This window comes from Klebsiella grimontii (assembly GCF_900200035.1).
Lineage (GTDB): Bacteria > Pseudomonadota > Gammaproteobacteria > Enterobacterales > Enterobacteriaceae > Klebsiella > Klebsiella grimontii.
In genome coordinates, this window is the sequence record NZ_FZTC01000034.1 from 1 (window position 1) to 17,931 (window position 17,931).

General features: G+C 58.6%; 15 protein-coding genes. 10 read left to right on the forward strand and 5 right to left on the reverse strand.

The features are described 5' to 3' along the window. The 5 genes from KOSB73_RS25515 to KOSB73_RS25535 form a co-directional block, all read left to right on the forward strand. Positions 1 to 1,726 (forward strand): fimbria/pilus outer membrane usher protein (locus KOSB73_RS25515; protein WP_098141171.1); only part of this gene is annotated, 1,726 nt, incomplete at its 5' end. Positions 1,727 to 1,736: 10 nt separating this feature from the next. After that, entirely contained in the window at positions 1,737 to 2,267 is a 531-nt protein-coding gene (gene fimF, locus KOSB73_RS25520; protein WP_064411323.1) for a type 1 fimbrial adaptor subunit FimF, read from the forward strand. Positions 2,268 to 2,279: 12 nt separating this feature from the next. Next, complete coding sequence (gene fimG / locus KOSB73_RS25525) at positions 2,280 to 2,780, forward strand: type 1 fimbrial minor subunit FimG (protein WP_064411324.1); 501 nt, start codon at positions 2,280 to 2,282, stop codon at positions 2,778 to 2,780. A gap of 14 nt (positions 2,781 to 2,794) precedes the next feature. Further along, positions 2,795 to 3,757, forward strand: a complete 963-nt coding sequence (locus KOSB73_RS25530; protein WP_077259152.1) for a fimbrial protein — start codon at positions 2,795 to 2,797, stop codon at positions 3,755 to 3,757. 28 nt (positions 3,758 to 3,785) lie between these two features. Next, positions 3,786 to 5,222: an EAL domain-containing protein gene (locus KOSB73_RS25535; protein ID WP_064411325.1), complete on the forward strand. Its 1,437-nt coding sequence runs from the start codon at positions 3,786 to 3,788 to the stop codon at positions 5,220 to 5,222. A gap of 70 nt (positions 5,223 to 5,292) precedes the next feature. Here the strand turns inward: KOSB73_RS25535 and KOSB73_RS25540 are convergent, their stop codons facing one another. Then, on the reverse strand, positions 5,293 to 5,565 hold the full coding sequence (locus tag KOSB73_RS25540; RefSeq protein WP_004124777.1) for a GNAT family N-acetyltransferase: 273 nt from the start codon (positions 5,563 to 5,565) through the stop codon (positions 5,293 to 5,295). An 11-nt stretch (positions 5,566 to 5,576) separates the two neighbouring features. Next, a complete protein-coding gene (yjdI, locus tag KOSB73_RS25545) occupies positions 5,577 to 5,807 on the reverse strand; it encodes a 4Fe-4S mono-cluster protein YjdI (protein WP_024358576.1) in 231 nt (76 codons plus the stop codon). A gap of 269 nt (positions 5,808 to 6,076) precedes the next feature. Here yjdI and KOSB73_RS25550 point away from each other — a divergent pair, with 269 nt between their 5' ends. From KOSB73_RS25550 to KOSB73_RS25565, 4 genes are read left to right on the forward strand one after another with little or no spacing between them, the layout of a single operon-like run. Further along, positions 6,077 to 6,349, forward strand: a complete 273-nt coding sequence (locus KOSB73_RS25550) for a YtcA family lipoprotein (RefSeq protein WP_004134523.1) — start codon at positions 6,077 to 6,079, stop codon at positions 6,347 to 6,349. Positions 6,350 to 6,355: 6 nt separating this feature from the next. Further along, a complete protein-coding gene (gene mdtN, locus KOSB73_RS25555; RefSeq protein WP_004134521.1) occupies positions 6,356 to 7,384 on the forward strand; it encodes a multidrug transporter subunit MdtN in 1,029 nt (342 codons plus the stop codon). Positions 7,385 to 7,393: 9 nt separating this feature from the next. Then, a complete protein-coding gene (locus KOSB73_RS25560; RefSeq protein WP_098141173.1) occupies positions 7,394 to 9,325 on the forward strand; it encodes an FUSC family protein in 1,932 nt (643 codons plus the stop codon). Further along, positions 9,322 to 10,800 carry an MdtP family multidrug efflux transporter outer membrane subunit gene (locus KOSB73_RS25565; RefSeq protein ID WP_024358579.1) on the forward strand — a complete coding sequence of 493 codons (1,479 nt, stop codon included), beginning with the start codon at positions 9,322 to 9,324 and terminating at the stop codon, positions 10,798 to 10,800. Before KOSB73_RS25560 ends, KOSB73_RS25565 begins: the two co-directional genes overlap by 4 nt. On the opposite strand, the gene KOSB73_RS25570 is transcribed toward KOSB73_RS25565, so the two are convergent. Continuing rightward, entirely contained in the window at positions 10,797 to 13,508 is a 2,712-nt protein-coding gene (locus KOSB73_RS25570) for a winged helix-turn-helix domain-containing protein (RefSeq protein WP_098141175.1), read from the reverse strand. The two genes, KOSB73_RS25565 and KOSB73_RS25570, sit on opposite strands and share 4 nt — an antisense overlap. Positions 13,509 to 13,674: 166 nt before the next feature. Between KOSB73_RS25570 and KOSB73_RS25575 the strand changes: the two genes are divergently transcribed. Then, positions 13,675 to 14,454: an acetoin reductase gene (locus tag KOSB73_RS25575; RefSeq protein WP_004134509.1), complete on the forward strand. Its 780-nt coding sequence runs from the start codon at positions 13,675 to 13,677 to the stop codon at positions 14,452 to 14,454. A 40-nt stretch (positions 14,455 to 14,494) separates the two neighbouring features. Here KOSB73_RS25575 and KOSB73_RS25580 read toward each other — a convergent pair whose 3' ends face one another. Then, positions 14,495 to 16,048 carry a peptide MFS transporter gene (locus KOSB73_RS25580; protein WP_049131314.1) on the reverse strand — a complete coding sequence of 518 codons (1,554 nt, stop codon included), beginning with the start codon at positions 16,046 to 16,048 and terminating at the stop codon, positions 14,495 to 14,497. A gap of 517 nt (positions 16,049 to 16,565) precedes the next feature. Then, positions 16,566 to 17,633, reverse strand: coding sequence for a mannonate dehydratase (uxuA, locus tag KOSB73_RS25585; protein WP_024358582.1), 1,068 nt, complete (start codon positions 17,631 to 17,633; stop codon positions 16,566 to 16,568). Positions 17,634 to 17,931 lie beyond the last annotated feature (298 nt).

Here is a 17,931-nt window from a genome sequence, read left to right on the forward strand (position 1 = left end):
TGCCCGCGGCACCGCTCAGGTATCGGTGAAGCAGAACGGCTATGAGATTTACCAGAGCACGGTGCCGCCCGGCCCGTTCACCATCAACGATCTCTACTCCGCCGGCAATGGCGGCGATCTGCAGGTGACCATCAAAGAGGCCGACAGCAGCAGCCAGGTCTTCACCGTCCCTTACTCGTCCGTTCCTGTGCTCCAGCGCGAGGGCCATACCCGCTATGCCGTCACCGCCGGGGAGTACCGCAGCGGTAACGATCGGCAGGACAAACCAAAGTTCTTCCAAAGCACCGTAATGCGTGGTCTCCCGGGGGGCTGGACGCTGTACGGCGGCACCCAGCTGGCGGACCGCTACCGCGCCTTTAACCTCGGCGTCGGCAAAAATCTGGGCCAATTGGGGGCGCTGTCGCTGGATATCACCCAGGCCAACGCCACCCTGCCCGATGACAGCGAGCGTCAGGGGCAGTCGGTACGTTTCCTCTATAACAAGTCGCTGACGGATACCGGCACCAATATTCAACTGGTGGGCTACCGCTACTCGACGCGCGGCTATTTCAGCTTCGCCGACACCACCTACAGCCGGATGAGCGGCTACAACGTCGAGACCCAGGACGGTGTGATGCAGATGAAGCCGAAGTTCACCGATTACTACAACCTCGCGTACAACAAGCGCGGCAAAGTACAGCTCAGCGTTACCCAGCAGTTGGGGCGTACCGCCACGCTTTACCTGAGCGGCAGCCACCAGACCTACTGGGGAACCAACAGCGCCGACCAGCAGCTCCAGGCCGGGCTTAACGCCGCCGTCGACGATATCAACTGGACCCTGAGCTACAGCCTGACCAAAAACGCCTGGCAGCAGGGTCGTGACCAGATGCTGGCGCTCAACATCAGTATCCCGTTCAGCCACTGGATGCGCTCCGACAGCACCTCCGCCTGGAGAAACGGAAACGCCAGCTACAGCATGTCCAACGATCTGAACGGCAGGACCACCAGCATGGCGGGGCTGTACGGCACGCTGCTGGAGGACAACAACCTGAGCTACAGCGTACAGACCGGCTACGCCGGCGGCGGCGATGGCAACAGCGGCGGCACCGGATACGCGGCGCTGAATTACCGCGGCGGCTACGGTAACGCCAACGTCGGCTACAGCCGCAGCGACGGTATCAAACAGCTCTACTACGGCCTGAGCGGCGGCGTGCTGGCCCACGCTGATGGCATCACCCTGAGCCAGCCGATGAACGACACGGTGGTGCTGATCAAAGCCCCCGGAGCGGATGGCGTGAAGGTAGAAAACCAGACCGGGGTACGGACCGACTGGCGCGGCTACGCCGTTCTGCCCTACGCCACCGAATACCGGGAAAACCGGGTGGCGCTGAACACCAATACGCTGGCCAACAACGTCGACCTTGATGATGCGGTGGTCAGTATTGTGCCCACCCACGGGGCGATTGCGCGCGCTGAATTTAAGGCCAGCGTCGGCATGAAACTGCTGATGACGCTGACCCACAACGGTAAACCGGTTCCTTTTGGCGCCATAGCCGCCGCTGTCGATAGCCAGAATAGCAGCATCGTCGCCGATAACGGTCAGGTCTATCTGAGCGGAATGCCGATGGCGGGCAAGGTGCGCGCGAAGTGGGGAGACGGGCCCGATGCCAGCTGTGAAGCCGACTACCGTCTGCCGCCGGAAAGCCAGAACCAGGCGTTAAGCCAGCTGTCGGCAGCGTGCCGCTAAGGAAACCATGATGATGAGAAAAAACCTGTATCTGCTGGGCGCCATACTCTCTCTGGTCTCCTTCAGCACTCCTGCCGCCGATAGCACCATCACGATTAGCGGATATGTCAGGGATAACACCTGCGCCGTCGCAGGTGAGTCAAAAGATTTTACCGTCGATCTGATGAATAACGCCGCCAGACAGTTTAATGCCGTCGGCACGACCACGCCGCTGGTGCCGTTTCGCATCGTGCTGTCGCCCTGCGGCGGCTCCGTCACCGCGGTTAAAGTCGGCTTTACCGGCATAGCGGATAGCGACAACACCAGCCTGCTTAAGCTGGACAGCGGCGTATCGGCAGCGTCCGGCATCGGCGTGCAGATCCTTAACGGCAGCCGGGCCCCCCTGCTGCTCAACGCCCCCTCGTCAAACATCGCGTGGACCACGCTGAAACCCGGGCAGACCAACACCCTGAACTTTTACGCCCGGCTGATGGCCGCGCGCGTCCCGATTACAGCAGGACACGTTAATGCCACCGCAACCTTCACGCTTGAATTTCAGTAACCGGAGGCTGAAATGAAATGGACTCATGCACCCTGGCTGCTGGCGGTAATGATGGCCTTCGCCAGCGCCCCCCGCGCCGCCGACGTGACCATTACCGTTAACGGTAAAGTGGTGGCCAAACCCTGCACCATCACCACCCCGAAGGCCACCGTTGACCTCGGTGATTTATACACCTTTAACATGCTTTCACCCGGCTCGGCATCAGGCTGGCATGACGTCACCCTCGATCTCAGCAACTGTCCGGTCGGCACCTCGCGGGTCACCGCCACCTTCAGCGGAACGGCGGACAGCACGGGCTACTACAAAAATCAGGGAACGGCGGGCAACCTCCAGCTGGAGTTGCAGGACACCAGCGGAGCCCGGTTTAACAACGGCACAAGCAAAACGGTGGCCGTCAACGATGCCACGCAATCCACCCGCTTTCCATTGCGCGTCAGGGCGCTGACGGTTAACGGCGGGCCAACGCAAGGAACAATCCAGGCGGTGATTAACGTCACCTACACCTGGCTATAAGGCAGGAGAACGTTATGAATCAGCGGATTACCGCCCCCCTTAGATGTCGTATGGCGCTGGTCAAGGCGCTGTGGCTAGCGATTGTGTTAGCGGGCTTTTCCACCAGCGTCAGAGCTTATACCTGCTACGACTCCACCGGCACCATATTAAATAGCGATTCCGGCGGAAAAGTATCCAACGTCTACGTTAACCTGCAGCCAAGCCTCGGGGCCGGGCAGAACCTGGTCGTCGACTTATCCAGTTCGATTTATTGTAAAAATGACGCACCGGACAGGCGCAACGACATGGTAAGCATGCTACAGGGATCGGCCTATAGCGGCCTGCTTACCAACTTCACGGGCTCTTTAAAATATTACGGGGTTAGCTACAGTTTCCCGCTAAATTCCCCAACTGCCAGCCACAACTTTACTTCCGGTAACTACACGAGCTGGAATACCCAGCTCTACCTGACGCCAATATCCACCGCCTCCGGACTGGCGATAAGCGCCGGCTCGCATATCGCTACGCTGGTGATGTATCAGGTGGGCTCCGATATCAACGGCGGCGGTAACGTTCGTACCTCAAAATTTACCTGGAACATCTATGCCAACAATAGCGTGATCATCCCGACGGGCGGCTGCGATGTTTCCGCTCGCAACGTCACGGTAACGCTGCCTGAGTACCCGGGTTCGACCGCTGTTCCGCTCACGGTACGCTGCGGGCAAAATCAAAAGATAGGTTTTTACCTCTCCGGCACCACGGCGGATAGCGCCAACACCGTTTTCACCAATACCTCCTCCGCCTCACCGGCTCAGGGCATTGGCGTTCAGCTACTGCGCAATGGCACCATCCTGCGTTCAAACAGTACCGTCTCCATGGGAACCGTGGGCACCTCCGCGGTCAACCTGGGACTCACCGCAACCTATGCGCGTACCAGCGGCCAGGTCACCGCGGGCAACGTGCAATCCATTATTGGGGTGACCTTTGTTTACCAGTAACGCGCCAGCGGCGCGTGATAGAACGGGAATGGACTATATTCTTTCGCCCTGCTCGCTGGTCGCCGATGGATTAGTCAAAGTGATGATGGCCAACAGCATGCAGCCCGTTGTGCTGCCGTCGGATGCGACGACGCTTCCCGGCGACGCGGACATTCGCCGCATCATCGTTTTTCTGCCGGAAACCCCGGCCAGGCTGCTCGCCACCCTACAGCAAGCCGCTGCGTTTCTCGAACATTCGGCAACGCCGCTGCCGATGCTGATCCTTAGCCGCAGCCCGGCCAGTTGGCTGTGGCATACGCTGCTGCATCAGGTCATCGATCACCATTTACTTTCTGAAGTGCGATCCGCCGCCTCGGACCTGCCCGTCCCCAGCCTGACCGCAGTGCTCCAGGACTACATTCTGCAAAGATATCCTTCGCTTAAGCAGCTTGCCGACGAAGAGATACGCCTCGGCGGAAAGCGCCCTGGCGGGCTCACCCGGCCGGAGCTCAATGCCATTCTCGGTCTACTCAGCGGATACAGCGTCAACGCCCAGGCAAAGCGCCGCGGCATTAGTCACAAAACGCTTTATAACCAGCGAACCGCAGGACTGAAAAAAATGGTGGAACATTATCCTCAGCTGGCAACCCGTTTCCCCGGGAGCCAGACAAAAGGGCAGAAGAGCCAGCCGGATGCCGCGCTTTCCGCCTTTGAGCGCGAATTTGTCCACGCGATTCACTGTCGGCAAATTTTCCCGGTTTTCCAGCCCATCACTGACGATCGGATGCGGCTAAAAGGGTTAGAGATCCTCTCTCGCTGGCGGCAAAAAGGACAGGTTCTGCTTCCCGGCGAGTTTTTACCGCAGATACGTTCCGCGTACGCCTGGCTGGTGTTGACGGCCTTTGTGCTTCGCGAGGCCGTGGAGAATATCAATTTACATCCAGGTGAGTTTTATTTCTCAGTCAATATTCCCGCCGCTATCGCCAGCAATGACAACCTGATCCGCATGCTGGAGACCGCGCGCCAGCAGCTGCGCGAGCCCCATCTGTCCTCGAGGCTGGTACTGGAATTTGCTGAAACCCTGGACCTCAACCTGCAGAGTAAAATTGCCGACAATATTTCCCGGCTACGCAAGCAGGGCTTTGCCATTATGCTCGATGACTGCTTTTCACAAAGTAGCGTCATGTTTCCGGTGAGATCGGTCAGCTTCAGCGCCTATAAGCTGGATATGAGCATCGTCAACGATATGCAGCGCGATCCTCACGCCCTGGCTCTGATCAAAAGCCTGCTTTACTACTGCCAGCTAACCGGTAGCCGCTGTGTTGCCGAAGGCGTGGACAGCCTGGATAAATTCAACCGACTGAAAGCGCTGGGAATCGATCGTTTTCAGGGTTATCTCATCTCGCCGCCGGTGGAGCGGGAAAACGTCAGTGACCTTATCCACCAGCTTTTATCCGGTCGCAATCTGAGCCTTATCGACGAATGAAAAATCGCCAGAATACGTCGCCAGCCGCACCAGGCTAAAATAGTTGCGCCAGCGCGCTGGCGCATTTATTTCAGGCGCGGATATCGTCGTACTCGCGGGTATTATCAAATTCATGTTTGGCAAACGGGCATAGTGGAATAATTTTACGCTGCTCGCCGCGCATTTTTTCCACCACTTTCGCCACCAGCTTTTTCCCTACTCCCTGGCCTTTCAGGCTGGGGTCGACATCGGTATGCTCAATAATGCTGAGGTGCTCGCCCGTGGGCACAAAAACAATTTCCGCCACCTGATTCCCGTCGGCGTCATTGACGTAAAACTTATTATGACCTTCCAGTATTTCCATCGTTTCCTCGCTTATTTTTGGCGATACTTCAGTGCGCCGCTCGGGCAGGTATCAATAACCTTAACCACCGTGGCCACGTCCACTTCATCGGGGACGATCCACGGTTTGCGTTTCAGGTTGAAAAGCTTCGCGCTGCCGCGCACGCAGTTGCCCGAGTGCTGACAGATATCGGTGTTAAAGTAGACATCGATCTTCTCGCCGGTATAGGCGCGATAGCCCGCGTCCAGTAGTTCTTTATCCATGACATTGCCTCAGTTCTGACTATTTTTTATAGCTTTGTCTTTAAGCATAGCCCTGCCAACAACCGCTGACTATCGGCGACGGGTGAAATTTTATTTCGGTAGCCGCACGCCGTTAATGCAGAATGAATGATTTTCTATGCACTCTTTAGCCAAAGAAAATGTTCTGATTGCCGATAAAATACGGACACTTCTGTTATATCCATCTTTAATTTCCCCGGCAGTGAGATTAAACTCATTCCATCCTAACCCGAGCACTCAGGTATTTAGTCTTGAATCGCATTGTAAAGCTGGCGCGCCCTTCGCTCTTATTCTCGCTATTTACGCTCACCGGCTGCTCATTATCCCCAGCGATTCCGGTATTAGGCGCCGCCTTTCCAGGCTGGTTCTTCTGCTTATTAGGCGCCTCGCTATTACTTATTCCCTGCCATATCCTGATTGTGCGTCAAGGATGGCAGTCGCGATTTTCTCCGCTGGTCTTCAGCTATCTGGCGCTGATGTTCCTGTTCGCCACGATTCTGTGGTTCCTGTTCTTCGTAAACTAGATACCTATGACTCAATCCCGCTCAAGCGTTATCCGCAAAAAATGGCCCCTGCTGGCGCTCGTTCTCGCCGCTATCGTGGCGCTGATTGTGGTTATCTGGCAGCTGCAAACCTCGCCGGAAACCAACGATGCCTACGTGTATGCCGACACCATCGACGTGGTGCCGGAAGTGAGCGGGCGGATCGTCGAGATGCCGATTCGCGACAATCAGCGGGTGAAAAAAGGCGATCTACTGTTCCGCATCGACCCGCGTCCCTACCAGGCGATGCTTGATGATGCCAAGGCGCGGCTGACCACGCTTGATGCGCAGATTATGCTGACCCAGCGCACGATCAAAGCGCAGGAGTACAACGCGCAGTCGGTCAGCGCCGCCGTTGAACGCGCTAAAGCGCTGGTTAAGCAGACCACCTCTTCACGCATTCGTCTTGAACCGCTGGTGCCGCAAGGGTTTGCCTCACAAGAAGATCTTGATCAGGCGCGAACGGCCGAAAAAGCGGCGCGCGCCGAACTGGAGGCCACCCTGTTGCAGGCGAAACAGGCTTCCGCCGCCGTGACCGGCGTTGATGCCATGGTGGCGCAGCGGGCGGGGATCCTCGCGCAGATTGCGCTGGCCGAGCTGCATCTCGAATTTACCGAAGTCCGCGCGCCGTTTAACGGCGTGGTGGTAGCGCTGAAAACGACGATCGGCCAGTACGCCTCCGCCCTTAAGCCGGTCTTTACCCTGCTGGATGACGACCACTGGTACGTGGTGGCGAACTTCCGCGAAACCGACTTGCAGAACGTGCGGCCCGGCGTTCCGGCCAGAATCACCGTCATGACCAACCACGGCCGCACCTTCGAGGGCGTGGTCGACTCGGTCGGCACCGGCGTTCTGCCCGACGGCGGCAGCGTCATCGAGGGCCTGCCGGTCATCCAGAAGAGTATCAACTGGGTCCACGTCTCCCAGCGCTTCCCGGTCAAAATCGCCGTCAAAGACCCCGACCCGGCCCTGTTCCGTATGGGCGCCTCCGCCAGCGCCGTTCTCCAGCCGCAATAAGGAGACGGGATGCAGAGCCTGTGGCCATTTCTCACCCGTGAACTCCGCGATGCGCCGGGGCGGGCGAACTACACCCTGCGCCTGACGCTCAGCTGCGCGGTGCTGATCGTGCTGTTTATGACGCTGCATATTCCCTTCCTCGCCGTGGCGCTGATCGTGGTGTTTTACGTCAGCCAGCCTAACGTGCTGATGATTAAGCTGGTCAGCGTGGTTTTCGTGCTCACCGTCAGCGTCGCGCTCGGCGGCGTTCTGCTGATTATCAAGTGGACCTACGACTACCCGCTGATCCGTCTGGTCGCTTCGGTAGCCCTGTTTTTCTGCGCGATTTACCTGATGCGGGTGCTGGGTAAGCTGGGGCTGGCGTTTTTCGTGGTAGCGCTGGCGGTTATCTACGCCCAGACCTTCCCGTCGATGACCAGCCAGAGCGAAATTCTGGTACGCCTGCTGCTGTGGCTATGGGTGGCGATCAATACCGCCATTGTGGTGACGCTGCTGGTCAATGCCTGCTTCCAGCAGGCCTTTCCCGGCTATCAGTTTAAAGCTCATCTGGTGGTAATGCTGCGCCAGACGGCGAGGGCTCTTACCCAGCCCGGCGAGGAGCAGCCTACCTTCAAAGCGCTCGCCGGACAGTTTAACCAGCTGCAATCCCTGTATCAGCAGGCCGCGCGCGCCACGCCGGAGATTGCCGCCAGCCCGCAAACCTGGCAGTCGCTGATGGGTGCCGCGCTGCGCTGCTATCATTTGGCCACGCTGCTACAGCCGGGTCATGACCATCCCGACGCGCGCCAGCGCATCGCCTGCGAACTGAATGCGCTGGCGGATAATCTCTCCACCGCCGCGGATTTCCAGCCTCTTCCCGTCCCGCGCGACGGCGCCAACAGCGCCATTTTGCAAGAAATGGCCCAGGTGCTGGCGCGGCTGGCGCGCGGCGAAGTCATCCCGCTGCCGCAGGGCGAAGTGGAAAAAGCGCCGCTGCTTCTGCCGGACGCGTGGTCTAATCCAGCCTATCTGCACTTTGCCCTGAAAACGCTGCTGGCGACCCTGCTCTGCTACGTTTTCTATACCGCCGCCGACTGGCAGGGCATCCACACGATTATGCTGAGCTGCGTCATTGTCGCCCAGCCGGGCCTGGGCGCCACCATGCAGAAAACGTGGCTACGCATCGGCGGCGCGCTGCTGGCCACGCTGATTGCGCTGCTATTAATCGTCTTTGTGCAGCCCTGGACCGATTCGCTGAGCGGCCTGCTGGCAATGACCCTACCGGTCTTTGCGTTATCCGCGTGGATTGCTGCAGGTTCGGAACGCATTGCCTACGCCGGGATCCAGATAGGCTTTACCTTCGCGCTGGCGTTTCTCAGCTGGTTTGGCCCGCTCAGTAACCTCACCGAACTGCGCGACAGGGTTATCGGTATCCTGCTCGGCGTGCTGGTTTCCTCAATTGTTCATCTCTATTTGTGGCCGGATAGCGAAGTGCCGCAGCTTAAAGCGCGGCTGGCGCAGCTGTATCGCCAGCTGGCGCAAACCCTCGCCGCCCGCGACGATGAGGTTCAACTGGTACCGCTCTTTGCCGCGCTGACCGAGAGCGAAACCTTAATCAACCGGGTGTCCGCCGAGCCGCTGGGAACCTACGCCCACCCGTGGCCGGAAGCCAAAAACTGGCCGACGCGGGCGAGTTTTCGTCAGGCAGAAGAGATCCTGCGCCTCAGTGAAGGCTATCGCCTGTACGCGGCGCCGGGGGATACCTTTTTAGCCCGCTGCGCCCCGCGACTTGAGGACTACGCCGCCGGTATCGACGCGCAGCAAACCGCCGCAGAACGCTCTCAGGCGCTTCTCCCGGACCCGGCGAATCCGTTTGGCGCGCCGCTGGTCAACGCGTTGGCAGCGCTGCCAACGTGGCCCTTTGCATCCTCCGTTATTCCGCGACAGGCAACCCGCTCATGATAAAAATCACTCCTCCTCCGCGCGTCTGGCGTACCTCGGCGCTTGCCTTCGCTCTGACGCTGTTAACCGGGTGCGCGTTAATCCAGGACGATCCCGGCCAGGTGCCGCTAGTCAACCCGCAGCAGGCCGAGCTGGCGCAGGTGATCCACCTCGCGAACAGCGGCTGGCCGACGGCGCGATGGTGGGAAGGCTATCAAGATCCCCAGCTCAATATGCTGGTCAACCGCGCGTTGCAGAATTCACCCACTATGCAGGCTGCGCGGCTGCGTATTTCACAATCGCAGTCCACGGTGGAGCTGGCGCAGTCGGCAATGGGCGTTCAGGCTACCGCCGTGGCGGCGCAAAACCGCCTGCGGGTGACCAATAAACAGTTCACCTGGCCCTACTCCTTCTCCCTGCCGGTGGATAAAAACGGCCCCTGGTACACGTTGAATACGGTCGGCGTCGGGGCAACGCTGAATATCGATTTATGGGGCGCCGACCGCGCCCGCGTCGCCGCCGCGATTGGCGAAAAGAACGCCCGCCAGGCGGAGACCGCCGGTATCGAGCTGGATCTCGCCAGCAGCGTCGCCCAGCTCTATTTCGCGATGCAGGCAACCTTCCAGAAAATCGAATTACTCAACCAACTGGAGGCCATCGCCAGTCTCTCGGTGCAGGCCCATGAGCATCGTACCGCGCGCGGCGTCGAGGATAGCGTCGATGTCGCCAACGCCCAGGATGAACTGCTGGCGGCGCAGCAGCAGGTGATTACGGCGCAGGGAACGATAACGCAGTATCGGGAAACCCTGCGGGCGCTGATCGGCGCTGATGCGCATAGCATGCCGGAGATCCACCCGGTGGCGCTGCCGGCGCTGCAGGAAACGCTCCCGGACTCGCTCTCGTTTGAGCTGCTGGCCCGCCGCCCGGATCTCCAGGCCCTGCGCGGCTACGTCAGCGCCTCGATGAGCCAGGTGGACGCGGCAAAAGCGGCCTTTTACCCGCACTTTGATATCAAGGCCTTCTGGGGCTACAACGCGCTGAGCGTCGGCGACCTGTTTAAGTCCTCCTTCCAGCAGATCAACATACTGCCGGGGCTCTATTTACCGCTGTTTGACGGCGGGCGCTTAAACGCCACCCTGAAATCGACGCGTACGGCGAGCAATATCCTGATTAAGCAGTACAACCAGGCGGTGCTGGACGCAGTGCGCGACGTGGCGATTAGCTCCAGCCAGCTGAACGATTTGAACCAGCAGGCCGCGCTGCAGCAGCAGAAAGTGACGGCGGCGATGGTGACCACCCGCAGCGCCAGCGCGCACCATCAGCGCGGGCTGGTCAGCTACTATGCGGCGCAGGAGGCGCGTCGCCCGACTATCGCGCAGCAGCTTTTGCTGCTGGATATCCAGGCCCAGCGGCTCAGCACCGATATCACCCTGATTAAAGCGCTGGGCGGCGATTACCGCGGCCCGGCGCTGAGCGAGAACGCCCCATTGCGCTAGCCTAACAGGCGCCATTCGCGCGCCTGGTTTACCGCCTGGATGCGCCCCTTCACCTGCAGCTTTTCATACAGCTGCTTAAGGTGCCACTTGACGGTTTCCGCCGAAATACCCAGCTCGCGCGCGACGCCCTTATTGGAATAGCCGTCGGCAATCAAACTCAGGGTCTGCTGCTCCCGTTCGGTCAACCGCAGGGCGAGCGGCTGCGGGCGGGCGCTATCAATCACGATCCCGGCGGCGGCGAAGCGCGACAGCAAAACGGCGATATCGGCGGTCAGCGCATCATCCGCCGTGCCGCGCTTGTGTATTTCAGCCAGCAACGCAGCCATCTCTTCCCTCCCCTCCAGCAGGCTGCGCCATAGCCCCTGATGCAGCGCGCGCGCAAGCGCCGGTCGGCAGATAGCCATCGCCAGCTCCCGCTCGCCGGCACGCCAGAGGGCCAGCGCCTGCCTGAGCCGCAAACGCACGGCGAACAGCCGCTCGCCGCTGCTTTCCCGCACGCCGGCCAGCATATCCAGCAGCCGCGCGGCGGCCAGCGGTTCGCCGGCGGCGATAAGGAGGCGGCTCTGGCCGATGGCGATATATCCGCCGACGGATTCCGTCTGGCTGAGGCTCTGCAGACGAAGCAGCAGCGCCTCAGCGGCCTGTTTGTCGCCCGCGTGAAGCGCGACGGCGATCCGCTCCGCCAGCAGCGGCGCCTGCGCCCGCAGCCAGCCGCGCTGGGCCGCCAGTCCTTCGGCATGCAGTAATAGTGATTCGGCCTCCGCCAGCCGCCCCGTTTCCCGGGCCTGGCGGGCCAGAACGATGTAGCTGCGGCTAAGGCCATCGGGCGGACAAAAGCTGTCGATGGTCTCCAGACGCGGAACCAGTAGGCTTTGCGCTTGCTCTCCCTTCCCCTGCTCCCAGGCGATCTCCGCCAGGATGGGCGCAAGGGTTGCGCCGCTGCTGGCGTTCTCGCCGGCGTGCCGCTCCGCGTAGCGCAGCGCCCGTGCCGCCTGGCGTTCCGCTTCGGCGAGATTTCCCTGACGCAGATAGCTCTGCGCCATGACGAACGCCCGGTAAACCGTCACGAACAGGTTGCGGTTAGCGAGGCTAACGCCGGATACCCGCTGCTGCACCTCCAGCGCCTGTTGCGGCCGGGAGTCCGCCAGATGGCAGTAGCTGAGGATATTGCACACCAGACCATCGACCCAGATATCGCCGCAGGGCACCTCGCGCAGCAGCGGTTCGACAATGGCGATACTGCGGTCGATATTGTCGGCAAAGGCTTCGCAGATCGCGCGAACCACCCGCAGCTTAACCCACGCGCTGTGGGCCAGCGCCTCGCCATGCGCCGCCGATTGCATCTCAATGGCGTCCAGCAGCTGGCGGGCTTCGCTGAACCGGAAGCGGTGGGCTAGCGCCCAGGCCAGGTTCAGCTGCAGCGCAATGCGCGACGGGTCAGGATTCGCAGGCAGATAGCGGATCCACTGCACCAGGGTATCGATATCCCCCTCTTCCGCCAGCGACTGCGCGCCGGCTTCCGCATCCTTCGCCGCCGACTTCCCGGCGGCCAGCGCATGGCGTATCGCCTCGGCCCACAGCTGCTGTGAGGCGAACCAGCCGCTGGCGCGGTCGTGCAGCTGGCGAATATCAATCTCACCGCTGTGCCGCAGGCGGTGCAGCAGCGCGTCGCGCATCAGCGGGTGATAGCGAAACCAAAGGCCGCTTTCATCCAGCGCGGAAAGAAACAGGTTATGCCGCTCTATCCACGCCAGCATCGCGCTGGCGTTATTGCGGCCGCAGACGACGTCGCACAGGTCCGGATGCAGGCGATTAAGCATCGAGGTCTGCAAAAGGAAGTCGAACACCTCGGGAGGCAGCGGCGCGAAAATGACTTCATCCAGATAGCGGGAGATTGACCGTGAGCCGGCGCTGAGGCCCATCGCCGCGGAAGCGTCCGCAGAGAGCGCGGCCATTTTCATTCCCGCGATCCACCCTTCCGTGAGCGCGATAAGCCGGGGGATCGCCTGCGGATCCAGCCCCGACGCGCCGGCGAACCAGGCGCGGGCTTCGCTGGGGCTAAAGCGCAGCTCGGGGTCGTACACCTCCAGCAGCTGATCCTGCATATGCAGACGGCTCAGGGCTAAAGGCGGCTGACTGCGGCTGCCGATAATCAGGTGCAGCGCCGGCGGCGCATGGTGCAGCAGCCAGCTCATTCCCTGATGAATCGCCGGGTCGCTGATACATTGATAGTCGTCGAGGATCAGGTACAGCGGATGCGGGCACTGATTAAGCTGATTAACGAGTTCAGCAAAGAACAAGGGGAGGTCGGCCGGAAGCTCGCCTTGCAGCAGCTGCAGAAACGACGGGCTCCACCCCTGCCACAATGGCCGCAGCGCCTCCTGCAGATAGCGTATAAACAGCAGCGGCGCGTTGTCATCCTCTTCAAGGCTCAGCCAGGCCAGCGCATCCCCTTGTCGAAGGCGGTGCCGGTACCACTGCGCCAGCAGGGTGGTTTTGCCAAATCCGGCGGGCGCGCGCACCAGGGTTAAACGGCGGGAGACGGCGGCGTCGAGGCGCAGCAGCAGGCGCTCCCGCGACAGCAGGCTTTCCGGCGTACGGGGCGGCGTAAAGCGCGTGGAGATAAGCGGCAGCGTCCCCGTGAAGCGTAAAGGTTCCTGATGAACAAGCGCTGTCAGCGCATCATCCGCCGAGGATAAAAAAGCCATACTGCGATTACTCCTTAATCCAGTCCGTACGCTCATTATCCCCCCCATCAGGGGGGTAGGCCACGCTTATCGCGCCCGATAGAGTAGTGCCATTCGCCGCAGCGGCTACGACGACATCGGCCGCGGGCCTCCCTAGTTTATTAATCAGTACAAGGTGAGTACAGACATGGCTATCGAAAATAAAGTTGCGCTGGTAACCGGCGCCGGTCAGGGCATTGGCCGCGGTATTGCGTTGCGTCTGGCCAAAGACGGCGCGTCGCTGATGCTGGTCGACGTGAACCCTGAAGGGATTGCCGCCGTCGCCGCCGAAGTGGAAGCGCTGGGACGTAAAGCGGCCACCTTCGTCGCTAACATCGCCGATCGCGCGCAGGTGTACGCCGCCATTGATGAAGCGGAAAAACAGCTCGGCGGCTTTGATATTATCGTGAACAACGCCGGGATCGCCCAGGTTCAGGCGCTGGCCGATGTGACGCCTGAAGAAGTAGACCGCATCATGCGCATCAACGTTCAGGGTACCCTGTGGGGCATTCAGGCGGCGGCGAAAAAATTCATCGACCGTCAGCAGAAAGGGAAAATCATCAACGCCTGCTCTATCGCCGGTCACGATGGTTTCGCGCTGCTGGGCGTTTATTCCGCCACCAAATTTGCCGTACGCGCCCTGACGCAGGCAGCGGCGAAAGAGTATGCCAGCCGCGGCATTACGGTTAACGCCTACTGTCCGGGGATTGTGGGAACCGGGATGTGGACCGAAATCGATAAGCGCTTCGCGGAAATTACCGGTGCGCCGGTGGGTGAAACCTATAAAAAATACGTTGAAGGTATCGCCCTTGGCCGCGCCGAAACGCCGGACGATGTGGCAAGCCTGGTCTCTTATCTGGCAGGCCCGGATTCCGATTATGTTACCGGTCAGTCGATTCTGATCGATGGCGGTATTGTTTACCGTTAAGGGATAAACCCGGCGCAGAACGCGCCGGGTTTTTGCGGGATTACGCGTTAGCCGCGGGCTCCTGCGGCTTGTCGCTACGGGTGTTTTCCAGCATCCGGCGAACCGGAACAATCAGCAGGCACAGCACCGCGGCGCAGATCAGCAGCGCAATGGAGCAGCGTGCGAACAGATCGGGCAGCATATCCAGCTGATCGGCCTTCACGTGACCGCCAATCAGGCCCGCCGCCAGGTTGCCCAAGGCGCTGGCGCAGAACCACAGCCCCATCATCTGGCCGCGCATTCTTTCCGGCGCCAGCAGCGTCATGGTCGCCAGGCCAATCGGGCTGAGGCACAGCTCGCCCAGCGTCAGCATCAGAATACTGCCCACCAGCCACATCGGCGAAACGCCCGCGCCGTTGTTGCTCAGGACGTTTTGCGCCGCCAGCATCATCAGGCCAAAGCCCGCCGCCGCGCATAAAATACCGATAACAAACTTGGTGATGCTGCTCGGACGCACGTTTTTGCGCGCCAGCGCAGGCCACGCCCAGCTAAATACCGGCGCCAGCAGAATAATAAACAGGGCGTTAACCGACTGGAACCACACCGCCGGGATCTCGAAGGAGCCGATCATACGGTTGGTATAGTCGTTAGCGAACAGGTTAAACGAGGTCGGTTTCTGCTCAAACGCCGACCAGAAAAAGGCGGCGGAGATCAGCAGGATAAAGCATACCAGCAGGCGGGCGCGCTCTTTGCGGCTCAGTCCGGCGAAGACGAACAGGTAGATAAAATAGAGCACCACCGACGCCGCAATCACGTAGACCAGCACGCTGGCGACCGCCACCGGGTTAATCACGATAACGCCCTGGGCAATCAGCGCGATGATAACCGCCACGCCCACCGTTAGCGCCAGCAGCCATGCGCCGACGCCGTTTCGTTTCACTACCGGACTGTTCCAGGTGGAATCGAGGCCGACTTCACGGTCATAGCGTTTCATCGCCGGAACGGCAAAGACGCGGAAGATAATCAGCGCGACCAGCATCCCGATGCCGCCGATGCCGAAACCCCAGTGCCAGCCGTGAGATTTAATCAGCCAGCCGGAGATCAGCGGGGCGATAAACGACCCCATGTTGATGCCCATATAAAACAGCGAGAAGCCGCCGTCGCGGCGCGCATCGCCTTTTTTGTACAGGGTACCGACCATCACCGAAATACAGGTTTTGAACAGGCCGGAACCGAGCACGATAAACATCAGGCCGATAAAGAACAGGCTATCGCCCATCACCGCCGACAGGGCGATGGAGAGATGGCCCAGCGCGATCAGAATTGAGCCGTACCAGACTGCCTTTCGTTGTCCGAGCCAGTTGTCCGCCAGCCAGCCGCCCGGCAGCGCGGCAAGATACATGGTCCCGGCAAAGATCCCGACGATGGCCGACGCGTTCTCGCGCGCCAGCCCCATCCCTCCGTCATAAACGGTGGCTGCCATAAACAGGATCAGTAACGGACGAATGCCGTAAAACGAGAACCGTTCCCACATTTCGGTGAAAAACAGCGAACCAAGCGGGTACGGATGACCAAAAAAGGTCCGAGTTTCATTTTTATTAACAGAGGAATGCATAACTTCTCCCAGGATGTCCGCCGCGCTTTAACGCAGCGGAAAGCGTGTTGGCCTTTTATACATAAGGTCAATCATTCACATTTAATATGACGTTATTTAACCATTTGATAACCTAAAAATGGTCCTGTCTAGTCCCTTCCCCCAACTTTTTAGATGAAAAGTCGACAAACGTCTACTTTTACAGATTTAAAGTTGGCGATAGGGGAAATGTGATTGACATCATAAAACCGAGCACGTTATGTAAAATTTATCTTAATAAACAGATAGTTAATAATAGTTATTTTTATCATTAGCGGGCGAAACCCGAGGGGGTGGTAACCTATCTATAACCTTAATAAATCCATGTCTGATAGGCACAATGCCAGGAAAGACCGATAAATCTAACAATTGAAGTTGTGAAGAAAGGGTGAGCAGAGAGCAACGGCAAGCCAGTATCAGCTGCCTCTAAGCCTCAAGGGGCTTTGTATTATCCGTGCAAGGTGAGTACCGGGGACATTCGCCCCGGTTTTTCAATCAATTACTTTTGCTTTTCCAGCGCTTCCCACAGACCCATCAGGTAGGTAACGCCCAATGCGCGGTCATACAGACCGTATCCCGGACGCCCGGTTTCTCCCCAAATAAAGCGACCATGGTCCGGACGAATATAACCATCAAAACCATTATCATGGAGAGCCTGCATTATGCGGTACATATCCAGAGAGCCGTACGCGGAAGGGTGCGCCGACTCATAAAAATCCTTGTCTTTAATAAGTTTAATATTGCGTACGTGCGCAAAGTGAAGACGCTTACGCCGGGTAAATTCAGCCAGAATTTCATAGACATTATTGTCAGGATCTTCGGCAATCGACCCTGTACAAAGGGTGATACCGTTCGCGGGTGAATCAACCGTATCGCAAATCAACGCCAGATCGGCATGATTTTTTACCACACGCGGCAGGCCAAAAATAGAATACGGCGGATCGTCCGGGTGGATCGCCATTTTGACGCCCACTTCTTCACATACCGGAATGACTTCACGTAAGAAATAGAACAGATTTTCCCGAAGCCTGGTATCATCGACATCGCGATAGCGCGCGAACAGCTCCTGAACCTTCGCCAGACGCTCAGGTTCCCAACCCGGCAAAGCAAAACCGTTCGCGTTCTCCAGTACCTCTTTAACGACGTCTTCCAGAGACTTATCAATACCGCGCTTCTCAAAGGCCATGGTTAATGAGCCATCCGGTAGCACATAATTCATATCGGTTTTCATCCAGTCGAAGACCGGCATGAAATTATAACAAATGACTTTTACGCCAAACCCCGCCAGGTTACGGATAGTTTGCTTGTAGTTGTCAATATAGCGATCGCGTTCCGCTGAACCAATTTTGATGTCATCGTGAATGTTTACGCTTTCGATGACTTCCATCTTCAGGCCTGCGGCGTGGGCCTGCTCAATCAACGCCTTAATTTTTTCTACCGGCCAGACTTCGCCAGGGGCAACATCATAAAGCGCCCCGACGACGCCTTCTACCCCCGGCACCTGTCGAATATACTCCAGCGGGATTTTATCTTCCTGCGGCCCGAACCAGCGCATTGTCATCTGCATTTTAACTTCTGCCTTCATCATTGAGATAGTTACCATACTAGTAGTAAAAAGAGTATTCAGTAAGTTTTATTAGATCAATAGTTATTTTAAAAAAAATAAATCTCTCTAACGTCCCACACGTTTTAGGCATCATATTAATAAGTGAACCACTATTAAAACTTGTTATTTATATGTGAAATAAAATGCGCATGGCGCCTATTTTAATTCATTTACGCCCCTCTTTTTTACCATCAGTTATAAATTACCCCTCCCCCTTACCGTTATCACAATGGCCCGACATTAAATAATATGAGTTGAG